Source organism: Pseudoduganella sp. GW821-FHT11H04, from assembly GCF_058807935.1.
In genome coordinates, this window is sequence record NZ_JBXARE010000007.1 from 125,482 (window position 1) to 146,465 (window position 20,984).

Here is a 20,984-nt window from a genome sequence, read left to right on the forward strand (position 1 = left end):
CTTTTAGCCCGAATTCCCAATTGATTTCGCCTTACAAAGCCCCTGCTTCCACATTCGACAATGAATCGATAACCCAGGACATCCTACGTTGGCGCGGATCGGTCGCTGTATTGCACCCCATTGTGCTTGCTTATGGCCGCGACTGGTTATGCCATTTCCATCAGGTGTTTGAGCGGGGCGATTAGAAGCGCTATGTTGATCGGATGTGCCGCGGGCGCCGGCTGGACGCTTTTCGTGATCATTGCTGGAAATACTTTCGCACAGTTAAATGGCGCCACGCCACTCACGCTTGACCGCATCATCAGACAGGTGATCTTCATTCCCACCGTTCTCGTCCCGTTGGGAGTGGTACTTTGTATTTTCACCCGCTGGCGAGGGATTCGGCTCGGCCTCCTGAAATCGCCAGATTGAACCGAAGCGCAGTATCTAACGGTCGGCTATTGACGAATAGATGACCACAATCAACCGACTCGTACTGCACAGGCTCGCGCGCCTTCGTTCAGCCCGAGTCGCTGAATCGCAGAACGCGAAATCTGCACGGTGTCGTCGACGAATTCGCCGCGCGTTAGCGTAGCGCGGAATCCTGAGCGTTCCATATTGGCGACCATGCAAGGTTCGCCCTCTGCACCAACGTCGTCCCCCAACTCCACATTGAGTGCCGAGACGACTGAGCGCAGCATAGCGACACGCGCTTCGGCGATTGGTCCGCCATCGAAGATGTCGACGTAGGAGTCCACATCGAACCCTTCCGCCACAAGTATGCCGAACGGCAGTTCGGCATCCGAATGCAACTGCCCCATGGCCCACTGGGCTTCCTTGGACAGCAGCGATACGTACACCGGCATGCGCGGCATCAGCTCGGCGATGAAACTTTTGGAGCGTCCGCCGGTGCGCTGCTCAGCTTCGGGAAACGGCATTTTGAAGAAGCGGTGGCCCAGCGCATCCCACACAGGGCTATTGCCTTCGTCATCGCAAAGACCGGGATTTTCCGCGCCTATCCGTTCTGCGAACAGGTGCGGGTAGTTACGGATGAACAGCAGCCGTCCACGCGATAGCAATTGCGGCGCCAGCGTTTCACTATATTCGGGCTCGATGTAGAACGAACTGAGCAAAGTGTGATCGGACAGGTCTTCACACAAACGCAAGGTGTGCTCGCGGTTGGTAATGCCAAGCTCGTCGCTGCCGTGTACGAGAAACTCGTTGTGGTAGCAATAGAAGCGCCCATTCGACGCGGCACTGGCGACGATGCCGCTGGTACCCACCACTCGCCCTGCTTGCAAATCCTCCAGCACGAAGTGGTAAATTTCATCGCCGTTCAGCGGCTCACTCCCGGCAAATGCTTTGAGTGAGCGTTCGAGGCGCGCGGCCAGGCGGGCACGATCCGGTTTCAAAGTGCGGATGCTGAATGTCGCAGCCCTGGAGAATTTTTCTATGACGTCGAGATCGTCCAGGGTTGCCGGACGCAACAGGTAGTCCAGGTGGTTCATTCCAAGTCCTCTCCGGCGTTATAAGACTCGACTAGCGGCATGGTATTCCGGGAACGCTCCTCCCTCGGAGTGCAGCCGAAATAATTACGGTAGGTGGTGGAAAAATGGGAGCCCGAAGTGAATCCGCACGCCAGCCCTACTTGCTGGATCGACAGCGTGGTCTGCTTCAATTGACGGCGCGCGTGCTTGAGCCGCAATTCCAGGTAGTAGCGAGACGGGAAGGTATCCAGGTGCTGGCGGAACAGGCGCTCAAGCTGGCGGCGCGACACGCCAACCAGTTGCGCAATATCTTCTGCTGGCAAGGGTTCTGCCAGGTTGGCCGCCATCAGTTCCAACGCGTCTTTGAGCCGCGTCGAACTCACCGCCGGCTGCGCCGATGCGGGTACCGGCTGGCGCTCATCGCCACCTCGCAGCCTTTCCAGCCCCAGCGCAACCGCCACCTCGGCGGCGAACATGCTGCCGTGACGTTTGCCCAGCCAATACAGGATCAAGTCAATGACTGCGGCGCCTGCGCCGGCACTGATGCGGTTGCGGTCAAGCTCGTATAGCCCTTGCGTGAACACCGTTTCGGGATAGCGCTGCGCGGCCTCCGCCTGAATTTGCCAGTCGATCGCGGCACGGTAGCCATCGAGCAGCCCGTGGTCCGCCAGCACTTGCGCGCCCGTGCCACAGGCGCCCAGGACCCAGTCGCTGTCCTGACCAAGGCGGCGTAGCTGATGTCCCAGCTGGTGGCTGGAGTCCAGACTCAGACGCTCGTCCGCGATCAGCATCAGCAGGCCTGGCTGCTCAGGATTCAAGCTGGCCAGCGATTCTGCCGCCAGCGTCAGGCCGCATTGGGACGTGGCCGCTTCGCCATCCGGAGTAAATTGACGCAGCTGATAGATGGCCTCCCCTTCCACCTCGTTGGCAACGGTGATCGCGGCACGCACCGCCCCCAGCGTGAACAGGGAGAAGCCCGGTAGCAACACCAGTGAAACGGGATAGAGATTCAAGCCCATAAAAGCGAACCACTCCGCAGCGCATGTTTGCCAGCCACTTTACTCAGGCGCGTACCGGGTGCGACATAGCGCCGGTTTTCGCGGGAGAAGCAGCAGCCGTCCACCGGCGCCAGTAGTTGTTGCACACTGCCGCTGACGGGATCGATCAGGTCGATCAAAGGCTCGCCCGCACGCACGCTCTCGCCCAGTTCGCGCAGATAGACCACCAGTCCTGCCGACGGCGCCGCCACCGGCATGCAGCCGGCCAGCGGCGTCGGCTCGCAGGCCGCAGGTACCTCTTGCGACAAGGGGCCGGCCAGCACGCCCTGTAAGCGCAAATAATTCAATATCGCCGCTGCATCATGGGCCGCCGTTGCGTGATTGACGTCGCTATAGCCGCGCAGCTCGATGGTGACGGCCAGGCAGGCCAGCGGAATGGGGTACAGGCCGTCTGCCAGCGCTGCAATGTCCCACCAGATGCGCGAACAGGCTTCATCAAACGGGTCGTCGCCTGATTCCGTTTCCAGCAAAGCGACATGGGCGCCGAGCAAACCGGCCAGCGGTGCTACCCGCTCCCAGATGGGCGTCCCTGTGTAGATGTGCAGTAGCGATTCGCAGTCGCAATGCAGGTCCAGCACCACATCCGCATCGGCAGCAAGACGCATAAGCGCCAGGCGCTGGGCCGACAGTTCGTCGCTGGCCGCAACATCGCGCTGGCTGCCGGCCAGGCTGGACCGGATGGCGGTGCGAATCAGTTGCCGGTTGACCTGTTCATCCTGCCCCAGCTGCGGCTGCACGCGTTGCCATACATCGTGCGACAGATCGTGGAACATGCGATTGAAATTCTGCCCCGTGCGCAAATCGAAGCGGCCCTGACTGGTTCCCAGTAACGTTTGCGCCAGCCCAACCGGATTAGCTGCTGGCACCAATATCACTTCGCCCAACAGCTTGCCCTGCTGCTCCAGCCCGGCCAGCAGGTTTCGCAAATGGTGGGCGACCAGCATGCCGGGCAATTCGTCCGCATGCAGCGATGCCTGGATATAGGCCTTGGGGCCCTGGCCCTGCTGACCAAAACGCAGGTAACTCAGGCTGCGGGTGGTACCTGCGGCGGGGGATGGAAGCGCGACCGTGATCTGCTCCATGTTCACCACGCCTGATAGAAAGGCGTTTTCAGGCGCACCGGCCGCACATCGAGCCGCGCATCGAAGATCGAGTAATCATTGTTGTCCAGCCCCTCGTTATCCCAGCCATGCGTATGTTCATCGCGACGCAGCATGAACTCGAAACCCAGCTCCGGAGCAGGATCGGCGACTGGCGCGTCAGGTAAGTTCTCAAGGTCGAAGGCAATGCCACGGATATGATCGCGCGGTCCGTCCACCAGTTGCGTCAGCGCGCGCAGGATGGTGTTTTCGCCGAGGATGTCGGTAAATGCGGGACGGACAAATTCCAGCTCCGATGCAAAGCCCGGCTGGCGGAACTTGATTTCGCCCCGGGCCTGCTTGGCGGCCAATACCTGCCCCTTCAATTTGGCGAGGTCGTAGCGATCGCCGTTGTCGAGGTAGGAAATCCGTACATTGCGCACGTTCACGGGCCCCGGCTCCTGCGTCGCCTGCCGCAAGTCGAGCAAGAGCGCACCGCTGCCGCCGACGATTTCAATTTCGCTGCCGTGGATGATGGCAGCTGTATTCTCGTCCACACCGAGCCCCACCTTATAACCCTTGGCCAGCATCAGCGCGAGCATGCGCCCCACCCTGCCTCGCTTCAGGAAGTGCTGGTCGATGAACAGCTGGTCGCCAACAAAACCCAGGCCCCGGTCGATCTCCTTACCGTCGCGCATAACGCCCTTCATCACCTGCACAGAATTCATCGCATCTCGGAACATCGTGCTGCTCATGATGGCGGCACCAGCGCTGCTTCCGGCAACCACGCCACCACGCGTCTGCAGCTCGCGCACGGCCTGCAGAACGGGCGACGCTACGCCGTCCGGGTTCAGTACATCGGCTGTGCGTTCCTGCGCCCCACCGGTAAAGAACACTCCAGTGGCGTTGCGGATCTTGGCCAGGTTGGCAGGATCGGCCGCTGCCTGGCGTGCGGACTCCAACGATTCACCTGTCCAACGCGGGGCAATCTTCAGCAATTCTGCCTGCGCACCACGGCGCCGTAGCTGGGCGACTGCATCCGCGCCCGACTTTTCTGGCCGGTCCGATGCGGTGGGAATCACCACAAAGCGTGCCGCAGAACCACCGGCCAATTGCACCAGCCGCTGGCGTACCGCCTCGTTGTCGTCGCGAATGGCGCCGCCCATCGGTACCACCGTGCCAGCGACAGGCTGGAAGGCCTGCGCCTGCGAAGTGTCGGCAGCATTGGCAAGCTGCGCCGCACAGAGCAGAAGTAATGAAACGACTTTCACGAAGCAAGCTCCTTACCGCAATGAAATTGCTGAGTATGTTGCCATTGATCGGGGAACTATTTCCACACGCGGCGCACATTGGCAATTGCATGTCGCACTGTGGAAAGTCCGCAACAGATGATAGCTTCCATCCTTGCAACAATGCGACACGCCTTTCACACAGAGCGACCCTCGCAACATCCAGCGCGCGCAAGTCTTGCAATGCTGCATACACTGCAACTGTTTCATTATGAATACAAGCAGGTCACTAGCGTTTGAATACCAACTTACGAGGACTGATCGCATGAAAATACCTGGCACGCACAAGGCATCGGCGCTCCGCCGCACCCGCTGCACCCATGCTGTATTGCTCGCGCTTGGCAGCATGAGCTTGATGAGCGCTTACGCGCAAACCATGCCGCGCGTGGAGATCACTGGCTCCAGCATCAAGCGCATCGAGGGCGAGACAGCGCTGCCAGTCGAGGTGATCAAACGCGAAGATATTGAAAAGACCGGCGTCACCACCGCTGCCGAACTGCTGCAAAAGATTTCCTCTAACGTGGGCGCGCTGACCGATGGCGCCAGCACCAGCGACGTCATGGGTGGCCAGCGCGGTTTCAACGGCGCCAACCTGCGCGGCCTGGGCGTATCGAGCACGCTGGTCCTGCTGAACGGTCGCCGTATGGCCAACTTCGCCAGCCCCGGCGACAATTCCGGCGTCGACCTGAACAACATCCCGGCCGGCGCGATCCAGCGCGTGGAAGTGCTCAAAGATGGCGCTTCGGCGATTTACGGTACCGATGCCATGGGTGGCGTGATCAACTTCATCACGCGCAAGGATTACCAGGGTGGCGACGTCAGCGTCTATGCGCTGCGTACGGGCGAAGGCGGCGGCGCAAAACGATCGGCCACGCTGTCAGGCGGCTTTGGTAATTTGAGTACCGACCGCTACAACGTGTTCGGCGCGCTGGACCTGCAAAAAACCGATCGCCTGGCCAGCTCCCAACGCAAATTCATGCAGGAGTACAGCCTGCCTGACCGCCTGTCGCCACAGTTGTCCAGCTACACTTTCCCTGGCAACGTCGACCTGACTGACGCCCAACTGGCGACCTTGAACAGTTCCGGCTACCTGAAAGGCTCAGGGCCCGGCGGCACTTGGATGGACACTCGCGTCAACTTCGGCAGGGACTCCTGCAAGGACGGCACACCAAACGTAGTGCGTCCGCTCGGTCCCGGCGGCACCGACGGCTGTTCCTTCAACTACATGGGCGATTCGGAGGTCTATCCGGATTCCAAAAAAATGAGCTTTATCGGGCGCGCCACTTTCCAGGTGAATGACGACCACCAGCTGTTTGCCGAGGTCCTGCTGAGCAAAGCAGAGACCAGCTATGCCGCCTCACCCGCCGTCTCAAGCAGCATCAACGGCACCACGAACGGCATTTTCCTGCCGGCCGACCTGCAAGCTAAGACCGGCATCACCGACCCGATCAACTTCCGCTTCCGCCTGACCGATGCCGGCCGCCGCACTTCGGAAGTGACCAGCAAAGCGCAGCGTTTCGTGATCGGCGCGACCGGCAAGTTCGGCGACTGGGATTACGATACCGCCTACAACCACAGCGAAAACAAGGCCACCGACCTTGATATCGATGGCTGGGTTTCGCGCAGCAAGATGCTGGCCGGCATAGCCAGTGGCAAGTACAACCCCTTTGTCCCAGCCACGGATGACTCTGGCCGCAAGTTCATGGACTCGATCAAAATCCATGACGCAGCGCGAATTTCCAAAGGCACCAGCGACAGCTTCGATGGCAAGGTGACCCGCCCGCTGATGGCCCTGGGCGGTGGTGAAGCCATGCTGGCGGTAGGCGCCGAACTGCGGCGCGAGAAGACGGCGTTCACCTCCACCGAGGCACTGCGCGGCAACGATGTGCAAGGTGACCGCTCCAGCTCCGACGAACTGCTGGCCGACTCGTCCAACTCGCGCGACATCGCCGGCATTTACACAGAGATCAATGCCCCCTTCAGCAAGGAGTGGGAAGGCCAGTTCGCTGTGCGTTACGACCGCTACAAAGGCGTGCACGATCCACTGACCAACATCACGACGGGCGCACTGAACACCGTCAATCCGAAAGTCGCCGTCAGCTACCGGCCGAGCAAGGAAGTCATGGGCCGCGCATCCTACGGCACCGGCTTCCGCGCGCCATCGATTTCCGAGATGTTCCTGCCGGTGCGTTCCGATACAACGGCCAGCTTCGTGAAAGATCCGATCTCGGGCGAAGTGGCCCAGTTCGATGTGGACCGTTACGGCAACCCACAGCTGAAACCGGAAAAATCCAAGCAGTTCTCGCTCGGACTGGTAGTGCAAGCCAACAAAAACTGGGACGGCAGCCTCGACTACTGGATCATTCGTAAGACCGACATCATCTCGGAGATCGGCGAGCAAACCGTGTTCGACAATCCCGTCTATTACAACGATCCGAACATCGTGGTGCGAGACGAAGATGGCGTCATCTCCTTCCTGAAGTTCAAGAAGGAAAACCGCGGGAAGCTGAACACTTCCGGCTTCGATATTGCGCTGAACTGGCGTAGCGATGCCAGCTCGATTGGCCGATTCAGCGCCAGCCTGAACGGCACGCTGATCACCAAATACAAATTCCAGTCCGATCCCAACTCGCCGATGACGAATGGCCTGGGCGTATTCCGCGATGACAAAGCCGTGCAGCGCTGGCGCCACAAGCTCAATATTGACTGGACCCAGGGCCCGGCCAATGTGAGCCTGGGCCACACCTTCTTCTCCAGCTACCGCGACCAGAACATTCCAGGCCTGGCCGATCCGGGCTGGAACGACCGTGACGTGAAGGCCTATTCGCTGTGGGACCTGACGGGCAGCTACTCGTTCAACCAGAATCTCAAGCTGCGCGCTGGCGTGATCAATCTGTTCGACACGCCGCCGCCATTCACCAACCAGTCGCGCTACTTCGAAGTAACCTGGGATCCAACCTACGGCGACCCACGCGGCCGCTCGTTCTTTGCGAACTTGCAGTACAAGTTCTAACCCTTCGCTTAGGCGCCCTGGCCTGTCATGCTGCAGGACAGGGCGTCTCCGTTTCCACAGATTGCCCAATTCGATCTTCAACGTTTAAGCTGAGACGCGATCGTCGGATCGAGCGGCCGGTTAGACTACATTGGTTGAGGGCTGGTAGACGACTTTGAACCGCTCACAGGCAACAAGCATGTCCTCGCTGAACTGACGGCCTGCTCGGGCGCATTCGCGGGTGAAGTATTGTCTATGTGCCTCCCGCCAGAACGACAACGAGCCATCTCCTTCGCCTTCAGTAGCCGCAAACTCGGAACTGACTTTGCTGAAAGGCATAACCTCGACTGCTTCGGTTTCAATGATGCACAGCGGGCTGCCCGACCAGTTCGTGACGATACTGAGATCGCCCCGCATGGGAAGTCGCCTTCCTTCACCTTCGCAGGACCAGACCGACCCTGCTGTTGCGCACTTGGTGCCCTGAAGCACAAGTTCGGCAAGCTCATTCGCCAGATCCTCACTATCGCCGAAGATGCACACCTCGTAGAAACGGGCAGCGTCCACGCCACCGATGGAATTAGCGAAAGCATCCCAGAAGTCCCCCAGGTGCGCAGGTATACGTGTGGTCGGCAGCATTTTCCCAAGAGTTTGGATTTGTTGAATTCCTCAAAGGGGCAGCTTGACGCGCTGGCGAACCGACTTAACGAGCGCCCCAGAGACTACGAAACACCGGCTCAGCGTCGATTCCAGATCTCTTCAAACTCCTCCGGCGACATCGCTACGTACTTTGCATCCGGCATATCGGATGAAATTTCAGCGAGTGCCCCGAATTCGTCTTCTACGTGCGCGGAGCTATAGCGCAGAAGCCGCCCGACTTCGTAAAGCTCGGCTTGTCGGATAACTTCATCCTTATCATTCACTTCAAAGAACCACCATGACGTCCCCCACGAATCGTACTCGTCGCCACGGCCTTCGTTCCAATATCTTTTCAGGTATTTGAGCATTTTGTTTTGAAGTAGTGAATAGTCTAATGTTTTCCGTCCGCCATGGACGGGCCTCAGTCTGCCTCAGCCCTCCTAATCGAATTTCTCAAAAATCAAACACCAGTCATCGTCGATCATGCGCTGATTGAAGTCACCTACTTTCAGCTCATTCGTGTTGTCCAAGCTCGCCAGAATCGGCACGTTTGCTTGGCATCCAAATTGAATCCCCTTCTGCCATCCGGGACCAATCGCCAAAAAGCCACCGCCCGCATAGCTGTATTTCGTCATCGTCCCATCAGAATAGATGATTGGGTTGCCAATCCCCGCAAGCAACCGGAAATATTCCTGCATCCGACCAGCGCTCACCGGCTTACCCAACTTCGTTGAGCTGACGTAGGCCAGCCCATCATCCAGGGGTCCGCCATCATGAAAAGAAACGCCGCAATAAAGATAAGGACACCGCTAATAATGGCGGCCATCCATTTCACAAAAGTCTTTGACGGAATAGCGGTCACTGTTTGCTACCCGATCGCTTCAAGTGCTCAATGATCACCTGCTCGGCCTTATCCGCTGCCTGCTGGCGAAGACTTGGCGACGGTCTAGTCCCCGATTCCATTTGAGACAAGAACCATGCAATGCCGACGACAACCGCCAGGCTCGCGATGAGCAGCGCACTTCCCCAAAGTACATGCCACCATTTGACTACCGGATTCTTGCCCACATATTGCGCATTAATTTTGGCGCGAAAAGCCGAGGAAACCAGGTATCGCCATGGGCGAACGCTCGCAATAAGAATGTATATGCACACCTCCAACGCGAACGAAACTACCGGGACCAAGATGTCGGCGAAAAAGGATACAGCAGCAGAAACCAAGACTGACCTCTCTCAATCGCAAACTCAAAGAATTAGTGTTGCAGCCGGCGCTGCCAATTAATCTCAGGCACTCTTATCTTCTTCTGGACGCTGCCGTTCCATTCAACCGCAAACCCTTGTCGTTCCAGCGCCGCGATAATCATCGTGGCAACCGCGGCCTTACCTTCGTCGGTATCCTTATATCCCCAAAGGCGAACATGAGACCGTGCTGCGCCAGGCAGCATAGCATTTTGCCCAGATCGAGAAATACGCGGATTCTCACACCATATTATTCAGGATCTCCAAACCATTTGGATAGGCTACTGGAAGGGCTAGTTTCAGCGCCACCGGAATCGCTGGCCCATGCAACGATTCCATCGGGCCGTACCAGCAAAGCGCTCAATCCGAGGTGATCCTTTGCACCGCAGGCTACATAACGAACGTGCTCAGCCCAGCTTTCAGCCAGCAACTTTAAAGCTTCGCGCCCTTCGAAGTCGAGCAACAGTCCAAGGCCGGATCGCAGGTGGCAATTCAACCTTGAACCGTCGGCCAGTTCGAAGTCCGGCGCACTGCGCCCCACAAGCGGATGTGCGTCGCCGAGTTCATAACGAATGCCGACACCCCACACGCGCCTGGCGAAATAAGTCGCTCCGTCCCCAGTCTCCATAAGGTCGCGGATGATCGACTCCATTGCGCGCGAGCTTGGGCTTGGACGCATCAGTGCTACTTGCGCGCGCGACCAGTCGAGAACCCGCATAGCTTCTGGCCGCCGCTCGCGGGCATAGCTATGCAGCAGGTCGGCAGGGGCGCTTCCGCGTATCGTCGCAGCGAGTTTCCAACCAAGGTTCATCGCATCGCCAAGGCCAAGGTTCAGGCCCTGCCCGCCCAGCGGCGAATGGACGTGTGCAGCGTCGCCGGCCAGGATTACGCGGCCCTTCATGTATTCCGTTGCATGAAAGGCGCGGTCGGTCCATGTGGTGGCGAGTTCCAAGTCCGTTACGCGGACATCGGCGCCGGAGATCTTGCGCAGCACGGACTCGACGTGCTCGCGTGTTATCTCGTTGCGGTGGAAAGCACCGCCGTCAAAATCGACCATACCGATCGTGCCTGGGGCGGCAAATGTGTACATGCCTGTCGCCGTGTAATGGCGGCCCGGTTTGAGCAGGTCCGGGGCTGGCAGCTTGACTAGCACCGAGTAGCCAGTGAACTCTGGATCGGTGCCAGCAAAGCCGATGCCAGCAGCCTTGCGTACAGTGCTTCGTCCGCCGTCGCAACCGACAAGCCATTGCGCCTGGAATGCTGTGGCGCCTGCGAATACTGTCACGCCGTCCGCAGATTGCTCGAACTTCTCAACGCTGCAGCCGCGTAGAATCTCGACACCCAAGGCCTGCGCACGAGTCGCCAGGACAGCCTCGATACTTGCCATGTCCGCAGCGACATTGCTGACCGGGCCAGGCAGACGGAATGGCCACTGCTCGCTGTCTATCTGGTCGTGGAAGAATTGAATACCTGCGAAATGCCCCGCAGGACGGCGAGCTTGCTGCATCCAGTGCGCTGCGGACGGCTCTTTGCGGCTGACCGCGTGCTCCTGGAGCGCAGCAAGCAAATCGCGCCGGTCGAAGCTCTCGATGGTCGGCACAGTAAGGCCTCGCAACCCGAACGGGAGATCCTTCAGCGGCGTGTGCGGATCGGGCATCTGCTCCAGCACAAGCACGGAGCAGCCGGCAAGCCGCAACTCGCAGGCGAGGAATAAGCCAACCGGACCGGCGCCGGCGATCAGAACGTCATGGGATTGGGTGTGGGGTGTCGGCATGCATAGCTCCTTAGTCGATGTTCGACCGGAGCGTTCCCAAGATCAGGCTGCGCACGGACGAACTATTGGACGCCAGGCGGCGTCAAAAAATTCGTCGTGGGGATCTGATGCAAGGGCCAAAGACCAGAGCTTTCGTTACCGAAAGGACTTGGGCTTACCAAACCAAGTCTGCCTTTTCCGACAGGAAGACTATAACACTGGCTTAAAAAGCCGGTCAAGGAACCGACAAAGGCTCAACGTATTCGAGGCCACTAAAGCGCTCTGCCAGTTTCGCCTTCAGCATCTTCCGCAGCGCATCGGCTTTATCGCCGTCGCTGGAACGGAAAAATGGGCCGTTGTACGAACCGTCAATTTGGAAGGAAACGGCATCGCCGTCATTGAATTTGTAGCGGGCCGCAATGCCGCGCCCAACGTATAGGGCGCCTTCGTCGGGCCTCGAACATTCTTTGCACTCGAGGCCCTGGCTTTTCATTACTTCGGCGATCACTTCGGCGATCTTGCCGCGCTCAAACGCGAACGACGATGATGCGCGCCGAATGGAATATGCATCGCGCATAGGCGCAGCTGAGGTTCCCATTATTGCGAACGTGACTGCGGCAAACAGCGGAATGCGCAACGCGCGTCGTGCGCGTTGAGAGAACAATGAATAGCGATCCGCGCAAGTCGAAAAATGTGGGCACATCGCGAGTACGCAAAGCGCTACGAGGTCCGTGTAATCAACGGTTCGTCCAATCTGAACCGGCATCACACTATTGATCGAATCAATGACGAATTGGGACGCGGGTCCCTTCCACCAAACGAAAATGGCAGCGATCACCACGGCCACCGAAAGAACGCGCTTCGGCCATATCGCCATCGCTAACGTTCCAACCAAAGCGATTCCTGCGAAGTCAGACAATTTCCCGGTGAGCGCTCCGGGGAAGGTGTACTTGAACCACCAGTCGTTTAGCAAGAGCGTCAGCAAAAAGGCCAGGAATGGCCAGGATGCGATGACCTTGACGACCGATTGTGAATTCGACTCTCTCTGCATTTATAGTTATCCGAATGCAATTTTATTTACGATAAGGTAATATATTATAAGTAGTCGCAAATTCTCGGAAGGGAAAGGAACAGTATGGCCGAATCAGACGTAACCGCATTGATGGCATCCGAACGGGTCTACGACCCGAACCGCTTGCTCGACGCTCTCATCGAACATCTCAGGCTGAAGAACGACGCGGCCCTGGCCCGTGCGTTGGAAATTGCACCGCCGGTGATCAGCAAGATCCGCCATCGCCGACTGCCAGTTGGAGCCGCGCTGCTCATTCGCATGCACGAAGTCTCCGAACTGACAATAAGCGACCTGCGCTACTTGATGGGTGACCGCCGTAAGAAATTCCGTATCAGCGACAGCCAGGGCAAACCTAAGAATCAGTCGTCTGATTAGAAGTGGTACTCGGCGCGGACCATCGGGGTCTTCGCCAAACTACCCGGCACGTTGGACGGATTACCGAACTTATTGCGCCAGTATTGGTATTCGAAGCCGGCCTTCACCTTGCCCGGCTTCAACCCCATCGCCGCGCTGAAGTCGTACATCACCTGCATGTCGATATTGGTCTCCGGCCCCGTCGGTCCGCCAAACTCGTTGCGCCCCTTGCTGCCGATGTAGTTCATATACCCTTCAAAAGACCAGCCGCTGCCTAGCGGAATGCCCCAAGCGGCGTTCAACATGGCGTGCGTGTCGTAGTTGTAGCGCGAATTCACGCCAATCGGCTTATTGCTTTCCCAAAGCGCCAGCAGGCTGATATTCAGGAAGCCCGGCACATCCACCATCAGCGTCGGCCCGGCCACCAGCATTTGCTTGCGCGACGCGTATCCCTTGTCGTTCTTGTGGTTCCAGTCGAAGCCCAGCGTAAAACCCAGGCCGCGCATGCCGGCGCCTTTGAATTCCTTGCCGCTGATTTTGCCGATGTCCAGGGTATGGCGATACAACAGGTAGGTCTCGGTTGCGCTGTCGTCTTTGCTGTCTGACTTCAGCACATCCAGGTTCATGTAATTGCTGCCGTAGGCGTAGCCGCTGGCGTGCGTCAGGTTGATGATGTTCTTGTGAATGTCCTGCGTGTTGTATGGCTCGGCGAACTTGGTGCCATAGCGGTAGCCGATGGAGTTGTCCATCCAGTCCAACGCAAAGGCTGGTTGTGCGGCGGCGAGCGCCAGGGCTGCGATGGCAAATGCGGCTCGGGTCATGCTTTCTCCTTAAGTTTGAACAGTCCCACCACTTGTTCCAGTCGTGCTGCCTGCTCGCTGAGCGATTGCGCTGCAGCGGCGGCTTCTTCCACCAGCGCGGCATTTTGCTGCGTGGTGTCGTCCATCTGGGTTACGGCCTGGTTGACCTGGTCGATGCCAAGGCTTTGCTCCTGGCTCGCACTGGCAATCTCCTGCATCAGGCCAGCGACATTTTGCACCGATTTGACGATGTCCTGCATCGCGGAGCCTGCCGAATCGGCCAGCTTGCCGCCATCGGCAACCTGCTGCACCGACTCCGTGATCAGCTCCTTGATCTCTTTCGCTGCTGCCGCGCTGCGCTGGGCCAGGTTGCGCACTTCGCTGGCGACGACGGCAAAGCCGCGCCCTTGTTCGCCGGCGCGCGCTGCTTCCACTGCTGCATTCAGTGCGAGGATATTGGTCTGGAACGCGATGCCATCGATCACGCCGATGATGTCCGAGATCTTGTTCGAGCTGGCGGTGATCGAGGCCATCTTCTCGACTACCTGCCCCACCACGATACCGCCGCGCTTGGCCGATTCCGCCGTTCCTGCCACCAGCTTATTGGCTTGCGCCGCGTTCGCGGTATTGTTATGCACGGTCGAAGTAAGCTGCTCCATCGCCGCCGCCGTTTCCTCCAGGTTGGAGGCTTGCGCTTCGGTGCGCCCCGACAAATCCATATTGCCACTGGCGATATCGCCCGTAGCCTCACCAATGGCGCGGCTGCTCTCGCGCACGCGCAGGATGGTGGCGTTAAGCGATTCGACGAATTTGTTGAATGCAGCCCCCAGGGCGCCAATTTCGTCCTGGGTTTCGACAGGCATACGGCGCGTCAGGTCGCCGCCGCCACTTGCAATGTCTTCCAGGAGTTCGGCTGCATGCGCGACCGGTGCTGCAATGGCGCGGGCGATGATGAAGATCGCCAGCATGCCGATGCCGCCGCCAATGACGGCTGCGATCAGCGAGGTCATTGCCGCACCGCGCGCGATACCGGCCAGGACTTCGGCCTCGGGCACTTGCGCAACGAGGTAGGCGTTCAATTCCGGGATGAAGGAAGAAGCCACCAGCTGTTCGCCGTTGGCGTCCTTGAAGCTGTCCGCCACAAAGGCTTCGCCGCCCAGCAAGCGCTTGGCGAGGGCTGGCGTCATGCCCTGCATTTCAGACAGCTGGTGTTTTCCGTCCACCATTTTCGGGTCGCGGTGGATCAGCATCAAACCGTTGGCACGCACCAGGTACACATAGCCCGATTGGCCAAGCTTGTAGTTGCGCACCGCCTCAGCCAGCGCGTTGACGGACAAACCGAGTCCGGCCACGGCCTGCTTGCCGCCCGCTGTTTGCACGCGGGTATTGATGAACAACATATACGAATCGGCGCTGACGTCCTTGTCGATGTCCAGCTGATATGCCGAGCTGCCGGACAAGAAGCCGTAGAACCACTGGTCGCTGGCCGCCTTCTCGTTCAAGGTGCGGTCATAACCCTTATCGGTGAAATATTTGCCGGTCGCGCGCGAAACCCAGAACACCGTAGCGGCGTTATTTTTCGACTTCAGGTTTTTTGCTTCCGTCGACCAGGCGGCGAGACCCTCGTCCGGCACGCCGGCATCTTCCCAGGCATGCAGGAAGGTATTGTTGGCCAGCGTTTTAGAGACAGCCAACGGCGTGGCAATCTGGCGCAGCACATCGTTGCGGATAGCCGCTACCTGCGCCGGCAGCTCATGTCCCAGCACACGCTCGCGCGCGGCCTGGCTGGTCTTCATGATACTGAGGGTGGATGAGATGATAATGAACAGCAGCAGGCAGAGGCCCATGCTGAGAAGAAGCTTGTGCCGGATGGACAAGCGGTGCAGCAATTCCATTCGATCTCCCGTGGCTGTTGATGTTATCCGTCCAGCATATCAACGCACGGGAGCCGCCACAATCAATCCAAACGAATATGGCGGATTCTCACAACAGCTACTACTACTCGATTACTGCCCTCAATTCAGCGACTTGGGCTGCCAGGGAGGCAACTTCTTCGCGCAGGGCGGCGACTTCCTGCTCCAATTGCGCCACGCGGTCGGCACGGCTGCCTCCGCCCTCGCCTGCACTGCTTGCGCTGCCGCCGTATGCAACTGCGGTGGACTCGCGGGCCAGGGCTTCTTCGCCGCCCAGCAAGTGGCCGTAGCGCGGTTCGCGCGATCCGGGCGCCAGTGGCAGCTTGGCGACGATTGGCGGGTACTTATCAATCAGGAATTGCAGCGCCGTTTCCACATCGGCCACGGACTTGAATTCATGCAGGCGGCCGGTGCGGGTGCGGATTTCGCCGGCCGTCTGCGGGCCGCGCAGCATCAGGATGGCCAGCACCGCCAGCTTGTCCTGCTCCAGCGTCCACTTCATGCGCATGCGGTGCTCGTACTTGACCACGCGCGCGCCTGACTGGCTGACGGTGCCCACCAGCTTGCGCTCGGCCAGTCGGGCCAGCACGTCGGCCACGGTTTCATCGGACAGCTGCATCACCGGTTCACGGCTCGAGAGCTGGTTGCAGCCATTGGTCAGCGCGTTCAGCGACAGCGGGTAGTTATCGGGCGTCAGGCCTTCTTTTTCGGCCAATACCGCGAGCACGCGGATTTCAAACGGGTCCAGAATGTCGTCCATGGTTCTTCCTTATTCGACCAGTTTGTTGAGTTCTGTTTGATCGAGCTTGTCGCAAGGCTTGAGGTCCGGACAGGCCAGGCCCGCCGCCTTCATCGCTGCCGACAAGCGTTCGATCTGTTCTTCCTGCGCTACCGCGTGGGTGATCAGGCTATGCAGGGCCTTGGACAGCGGATCGTCGCCGTTGGCGGTCACGCCGTATGCGGAAAAGAAGCGCGAGGTTGCCGATGGTGCTGCGTGTTCTTTCTGGACCAGGTGGGCGGGATTGCCGACGGCGGTAGCGCCGGCGGGTACTGGTTTCAGCACCACGGCGTTTGAGCCGACCTTGGCGTATTCGCCGACCGTGAAGCCGCCAAGGATCTTGGCCCCTGCACCGATGATCACGCCGCGTTCCAGCGTTGGGTGACGCTTTGCGCCTGCGTGCAGCGAGGTGCCGCCCAGCGTGACGCCCTGGTAGATCGTGCAGTCGTCACCAATTTCGGCGGTCTCGCCGATCACGACGCCGAAGCCATGGTCGATGAAGACGCGGCGGCCAATCGTGGCGCCGGGGTGGATCTCGATGCCGGTGATGATGCGGGCGAAGTAGGAAATGAAGCGGCCCAGCCATTTCAGGCCGTGGGTCCAGCACCAGTGCGCCCAGCGGTGCATGACGATCGCTTGCAGGCCTGGGTAACAGGTCAGCACCTCCCAGCCATTGCGAGCTGCGGGATCGCGCTCGATGATGCTGCGGATGTCGTCACGGAGGTGGTCAAACATGGTGGTGCGTTGGATGGCTGTTGTTCAGAGGAACATCATAGCGCATATGCTTATTACTTGCTGGCTGCCAAACCGGTAACCCGGTGTCAGACCCATAGGGTCAGACACCGATACGCGACAGCCGCGGGCCGAGGTGTCTGACCCTGTGGGTCAGACATCGGTTTACCGGTTTAAGCTTCGCGAGCAATCCGCTGACGTCGCGCTTCATACAAGCACACGCCCGAAGCCACCGACACATTCAGCGACTCTACCGAACCAAACATCGGAATCGACACCAGCACATCACAAGTCTCACGCGTCAAACGGCGCATGCCCTCGCCTTCCGAGCCCATGACAATCGCGGTCGGACCGGAGTAGTCGCCTTCGTACAAAGTCTTGTCGCCATCATCCGAAGTGCCGATCAGCCAGATATCACGCTCCTTCAGCTCACGCAGCGTGCGCGCCAGGTTGGTCACGGTAATGAACGGCACCGACTCCGCCGCACCGGAAGCCACCTTGGCCGCGGTGGCGTTCAAACCAACCGAACGATCCTTCGGAGCGATAACAGCATGCGCACCAGCGCCATCCGCCACACGCAGGCAAGCGCCCAGGTTGTGCGGATCGGTAATGCCATCCAACACCAGCAGCAGCGGCGGGCCTTCCACCATATCCAACAGCTCGTCCAGGTTACGCGCCAGCGACAGCTGCGAGGCGAAGGCGATCACGCCCTGGTGGCGGCGGGTGCCGACGATCTTGTCGAGGCGCTCGGATTCCACCGGCATCACGCGCACGCCAGCAGCTTTCGCGTGGGCGATCAGGTCTTTCATGCGGCGGTCGTCGCGGGCCTGGTCGAAGAAGATTTCTTCAACGCTGGAAGCTTCGTGGCGCAGGCGCGAGGTAACGGCGTGGAAGCCGAAAATCATTTTGTTCTTGGACATCGTAGTTCTCAAAATAGTTCCGGCGCCGAAGCGCCGGAGGGGTGCTTATCGTTTTTTCTTAGGCTTTGCAGCCTTGGTCACGCGGGTCGCGGTGGCCGCCTTCGGCTTGGTCTTGGACTTTGGTTTGGCGGCCTTGCGGGGCGATGGCGCCGGTGGCGCGTAAGCCGGAGCAGCGGCGCCACGCTTGGAAGTCGAGCGTCCCGGCGAGCGGGTCGGCGCTTCATCGCGCGCCGAAATCGACGGAGCGGCAGCGCCGCGTGCCGCCTTGCGCTTGCGCGCTACGGCTTGATTGTCGTCTTCATCGAAGCTGTCGAATTCGCCGAGCGAACCTACCAGGCCGCCGCCCTTGCGGGATGGCTTCTTGCCTTGCGGCGGCAGGGTCGAGATTTCGCTGTCAGCCAGGCGCAGGTCGATCTTGCGCGACTCCAGGTCCACGCGAACCACCTGCACATTCACGCGGCCCGTCAGCTGGTAACGCTTGCCGGTGCGCTGGCCGCGCAGTTCGTGGCGTGCGTCGTCATATTCGAAGAAGTCGGCGCCGAGGTCGGTAATGTGCACAAGACCTTCGACGAACAGCTGGTCGAGCTGCACGAAGATGCCAAAGTTGGTCACGCCCGTGATGATGCCGCTGAACTCTTCGCCCAGCTTGTCTTGCATGAAGTAGCACTTCAGCCATGCTTCCACATCGCGCGAAGCTTCGTCGGCGCGGCGCTCGTTGGCCGAGCAGTGCACGCCCAGCGCGTCCCAGATGCTATGGTCGCCCTTGGCCTTCTTCTCCTTGCCTTCCTGCTTGTCCTTCAAAGCCTGGCGGCGCTGTGCGTTCGAGATCGTCGTGTTCAGCACCGACTGGTCGCTGATCTTCGGTTCGTACTTCTTGCCCGCCAAAATCGCCTTGATGGCGCGGTGGGTCAGCAAGTCCGGATAACGGCGGATCGGGCTGGTGAAGTGGGCATAGGCCTCATACGCCAAACCAAAGTGGCCGATATTGTCAGGGCTGTACACCGCCTGCTGCATGGAGCGCAGCAGCATGGTTTGCAGCAATTGCGCGTCCGGACGCTCCTTGATCTTCTTCATCAAGTCGGCGTAGTCGCGGGCTACCGGCGTATCGCCGCCGCCCAAAGACAGGCCGAGCTGCTTGAGGAAATCACGGACTTGCGTCAGCTTTTCCTTGGTCGGGCCGGCGTGGATACGGTAGGTGCCTGGGTGCTTGTGGCGCAGCAGCAGGTCCGCCGCGCACACGTTTGCCGCCAGCATGCACTCTTCGATCAGCTTGTGCGCATCGTTACGGGTGCGCGGGATGATTTTTTCGATCTTGCCGGCCGGGTTGCAGACGATATAAGTCTCGGTGGTTTCGAAATCGATCGCACCGCGCTCCTGGCGCGACTTCTGCAGTGCGTGGTAAATGTCGTACAGGTTCTGCAGGTGCGGCACGATTTCCGCGCGGCGCGCTGCTTCCGGACCCTTGGTGTTGCCAAGAATGGCTGCCACTTCGGTATAAGTCAGGCGCGCAGCCGAGTGGATCACGGCTGGATAGAACTGGTAAGCCTTGAGTTCACCTTGCGCGGTAATCACGGCGTCGCACACCAGGGTCAGGCGGTCAACGCGCGGGTTCAGCGAGCACAGGCCGTTGGACAGCTTCTCCGGCAGCATAGGAATCACGCGGCGCGGGAAGTAGACCGAGGTGCTGCGTTCAATCGCGTCGCCATCCAGGCCATCGTTCGGCTTCACATAATGCGACACGTCGGCAATCGCCACGATCAGGCGGAAACCCTTGCTGCGGCCGATCTTCACCGGTTCGCAATACACGGCATCGTCAAAGTCGCGCGCATCTTCGCCGTCGATGGTCACCAGCGGCACGTCGCGCAGGTCGACACGCTCGCCCCAATCGGCTTCGTGCACCACGTCCGGCAGCTTAGAGGCCTGCTTCAGCGCGGCGTCCGAGAAGATGTGCGGCACGCCGAACTTGCGCACGGCGATTTCGATTTCCATGCCCGGGTCGTCCATATCGCCCAGCACTTCAACGATCTTGCCCGATGGCTGTTTGAAGCGGCCCGGCTGCTCGGTCAGCTCCACGCTGACGATCTGGCCCGACTTGGCTTTACCGACGGCGCCTTGCACCTGGATGTCCTGGCTGATGCGCTTGTCTTCCGGCGCCACGACCCACACGCCGTTCTCCTTCAGCAGGCGGCCGATGATGTGGGTGGTTCCGCGCTGGACCACTTCAACGATGGTGCCTTCCGGACGACCGCGGCGGTCGTAGCCGGTGATGCGGCCCAGCACCTTATCGCCGTGCAGCACCTTCTGCATTTCTCGCTCGGCCAGGAACAGGTCTTCGCCCGGTTCGTCTGGAATCAGGAAGCCGTAGCCGTCGCGGTGGCTGGACACGCGACCGGCAATGAATTCGGAATGGTCCGCCAGCACATAAAAACCGCTGGTATCGGAACGGATCTGGCCGTCGCGCTCCATCGCATTCAAGCGGCGCGTCAGGACGGCATGGGAATCGGCTTTGACTTTGAGCGACAGCGCCAACGTGCGCAGGTCGAGCGGCGCTTTGGCGCTGCGGAAGATGCCGAGAATCTCTTCGCGGCTAGGAATGATATGAGTGGAGTTCAAAAGTTCTTCAGTAATCTTATTATTGGTTGGTAGTGTAACAGGAAGGGCCGCACACAAAAATCTTTCGCAGACCCTTTGACATCGGTAGAGTTTCCTCTATAATTCTGGCTCTCGCAGCGATGCGGGAATGGCGAGTCGATGTGCAGCGTGGAATGAAAGTTCATCTGGCGCAAAACTCACCAAAGCAGTATGATAGCAGATGTTATTGCTAATGCCCACGTGGCGGAATTGGTAGACGCGCATGGTTCAGGTCCATGTGCCGCGAGGTGTGGGGGTTCGAGTCCCTCCGT

General features: G+C 59.5%; 18 protein-coding genes and 1 pseudogene. 3 read left to right on the forward strand and 16 right to left on the reverse strand.

Annotated features, from left to right (window positions below):
• Positions 1 to 461: 461 nt before the first annotated feature.
• From AC1RTP_RS17090 to AC1RTP_RS17105, 4 genes are read right to left on the reverse strand one after another with little or no spacing between them, the layout of a single operon-like run.
• Positions 462 to 1,487 carry an arginine N-succinyltransferase gene (locus tag AC1RTP_RS17090; RefSeq protein WP_498608857.1) on the reverse strand — a complete coding sequence of 342 codons (1,026 nt, stop codon included), beginning with the start codon at positions 1,485 to 1,487 and terminating at the stop codon, positions 462 to 464.
• On the reverse strand, positions 1,484 to 2,485 hold the full coding sequence (locus tag AC1RTP_RS17095; RefSeq protein WP_498608858.1) for a GlxA family transcriptional regulator: 1,002 nt from the start codon (positions 2,483 to 2,485) through the stop codon (positions 1,484 to 1,486). The genes AC1RTP_RS17090 and AC1RTP_RS17095 overlap by 4 nt, the downstream gene beginning before the upstream one ends.
• The gene (locus AC1RTP_RS17100; RefSeq protein WP_498608860.1) at positions 2,476 to 3,606 is read right to left on the reverse strand and encodes a succinylglutamate desuccinylase/aspartoacylase family protein; all 1,131 of its coding nucleotides are present in this window, start codon (positions 3,604 to 3,606) and stop codon (positions 2,476 to 2,478) included. The genes AC1RTP_RS17095 and AC1RTP_RS17100 overlap by 10 nt, the downstream gene beginning before the upstream one ends.
• A gap of 2 nt (positions 3,607 to 3,608) precedes the next feature.
• Positions 3,609 to 4,874, reverse strand: a complete 1,266-nt coding sequence (locus AC1RTP_RS17105; protein WP_498608861.1) for a cyanophycinase — start codon at positions 4,872 to 4,874, stop codon at positions 3,609 to 3,611.
• A 283-nt stretch (positions 4,875 to 5,157) separates the two neighbouring features.
• Between AC1RTP_RS17105 and AC1RTP_RS17110 the strand changes: the two genes are divergently transcribed.
• Positions 5,158 to 7,905: a TonB-dependent receptor gene (locus AC1RTP_RS17110; RefSeq protein ID WP_498608863.1), complete on the forward strand. Its 2,748-nt coding sequence runs from the start codon at positions 5,158 to 5,160 to the stop codon at positions 7,903 to 7,905.
• Positions 7,906 to 8,025: 120 nt separating this feature from the next.
• Here AC1RTP_RS17110 and AC1RTP_RS17115 read toward each other — a convergent pair whose 3' ends face one another.
• Entirely contained in the window at positions 8,026 to 8,520 is a 495-nt protein-coding gene (locus AC1RTP_RS17115) for an ASCH domain-containing protein (RefSeq protein WP_498608864.1), read from the reverse strand.
• On the opposite strand from AC1RTP_RS17115, the pseudogene AC1RTP_RS17120 reads away from it, so the two are divergent.
• Positions 8,512 to 8,625 (forward strand): annotated as a pseudogene (locus AC1RTP_RS17120) (IS30 family transposase); the annotation flags it as partial. The gene AC1RTP_RS17115 and the pseudogene AC1RTP_RS17120 sit on opposite strands and share 9 nt — an antisense overlap.
• On the opposite strand, the gene AC1RTP_RS17125 reads toward AC1RTP_RS17120, so the two are convergent.
• The 5 genes from AC1RTP_RS17125 to AC1RTP_RS17145 all read right to left on the reverse strand — a co-directional run bounded on the left by AC1RTP_RS17125 (position 8,619) and on the right by AC1RTP_RS17145 (position 12,563).
• On the reverse strand, positions 8,619 to 8,888 hold the full coding sequence (locus tag AC1RTP_RS17125) for a hypothetical protein (RefSeq protein WP_498609098.1): 270 nt from the start codon (positions 8,886 to 8,888) through the stop codon (positions 8,619 to 8,621). The pseudogene AC1RTP_RS17120 and the gene AC1RTP_RS17125 overlap by 7 nt on opposite strands.
• Positions 8,889 to 8,960: 72 nt before the next feature.
• The gene (locus AC1RTP_RS17130; RefSeq protein ID WP_498608866.1) at positions 8,961 to 9,233 is read right to left on the reverse strand and encodes a hypothetical protein; all 273 of its coding nucleotides are present in this window, start codon (positions 9,231 to 9,233) and stop codon (positions 8,961 to 8,963) included.
• Positions 9,234 to 9,773: 540 nt separating this feature from the next.
• On the reverse strand, positions 9,774 to 9,965 hold the full coding sequence (locus AC1RTP_RS17135) for a DUF6891 domain-containing protein (RefSeq protein ID WP_498608868.1): 192 nt from the start codon (positions 9,963 to 9,965) through the stop codon (positions 9,774 to 9,776).
• A 44-nt stretch (positions 9,966 to 10,009) separates the two neighbouring features.
• Positions 10,010 to 11,533 carry an FAD-dependent monooxygenase gene (locus AC1RTP_RS17140; RefSeq protein ID WP_498608870.1) on the reverse strand — a complete coding sequence of 508 codons (1,524 nt, stop codon included), beginning with the start codon at positions 11,531 to 11,533 and terminating at the stop codon, positions 10,010 to 10,012.
• Between the two features lie 214 nt (positions 11,534 to 11,747).
• Positions 11,748 to 12,563 (reverse strand): hypothetical protein, encoded by an 816-nt coding sequence (locus tag AC1RTP_RS17145; RefSeq protein ID WP_498608871.1) that lies wholly within the window; start codon positions 12,561 to 12,563, stop codon positions 11,748 to 11,750.
• Positions 12,564 to 12,647: 84 nt separating this feature from the next.
• On the opposite strand from AC1RTP_RS17145, the gene AC1RTP_RS17150 reads away from it, so the two are divergent.
• Positions 12,648 to 12,959 (forward strand): hypothetical protein, encoded by a 312-nt coding sequence (locus AC1RTP_RS17150; RefSeq protein ID WP_498608873.1) that lies wholly within the window; start codon positions 12,648 to 12,650, stop codon positions 12,957 to 12,959.
• On the opposite strand, the gene AC1RTP_RS17155 is transcribed toward AC1RTP_RS17150, so the two are convergent.
• The 6 genes from AC1RTP_RS17155 to rnr form a co-directional block, all read right to left on the reverse strand.
• Positions 12,956 to 13,759, reverse strand: a complete 804-nt coding sequence (locus AC1RTP_RS17155; RefSeq protein WP_498608875.1) for an outer envelope protein — start codon at positions 13,757 to 13,759, stop codon at positions 12,956 to 12,958. The genes AC1RTP_RS17150 and AC1RTP_RS17155 overlap by 4 nt on opposite strands.
• Positions 13,756 to 15,633: a methyl-accepting chemotaxis protein gene (locus AC1RTP_RS17160; RefSeq protein WP_498608877.1), complete on the reverse strand. Its 1,878-nt coding sequence runs from the start codon at positions 15,631 to 15,633 to the stop codon at positions 13,756 to 13,758. Before AC1RTP_RS17160 ends, AC1RTP_RS17155 begins: the two co-directional genes overlap by 4 nt.
• 103 nt (positions 15,634 to 15,736) lie before the next feature.
• Positions 15,737 to 16,411, reverse strand: coding sequence for a YceH family protein (locus AC1RTP_RS17165; RefSeq protein ID WP_498608879.1), 675 nt, complete (start codon positions 16,409 to 16,411; stop codon positions 15,737 to 15,739).
• A gap of 9 nt (positions 16,412 to 16,420) precedes the next feature.
• Positions 16,421 to 17,164, reverse strand: a complete 744-nt coding sequence (gene cysE / locus AC1RTP_RS17170) for a serine O-acetyltransferase (protein ID WP_498608881.1) — start codon at positions 17,162 to 17,164, stop codon at positions 16,421 to 16,423.
• A gap of 170 nt (positions 17,165 to 17,334) precedes the next feature.
• Entirely contained in the window at positions 17,335 to 18,066 is a 732-nt protein-coding gene (gene rlmB, locus AC1RTP_RS17175) for a 23S rRNA (guanosine(2251)-2'-O)-methyltransferase RlmB (RefSeq protein ID WP_200951574.1), read from the reverse strand.
• 60 nt (positions 18,067 to 18,126) lie between these two features.
• A complete protein-coding gene (gene rnr / locus AC1RTP_RS17180) occupies positions 18,127 to 20,694 on the reverse strand; it encodes a ribonuclease R (RefSeq protein WP_498608883.1) in 2,568 nt (855 codons plus the stop codon).
• Positions 20,695 to 20,984 lie beyond the last annotated feature (290 nt).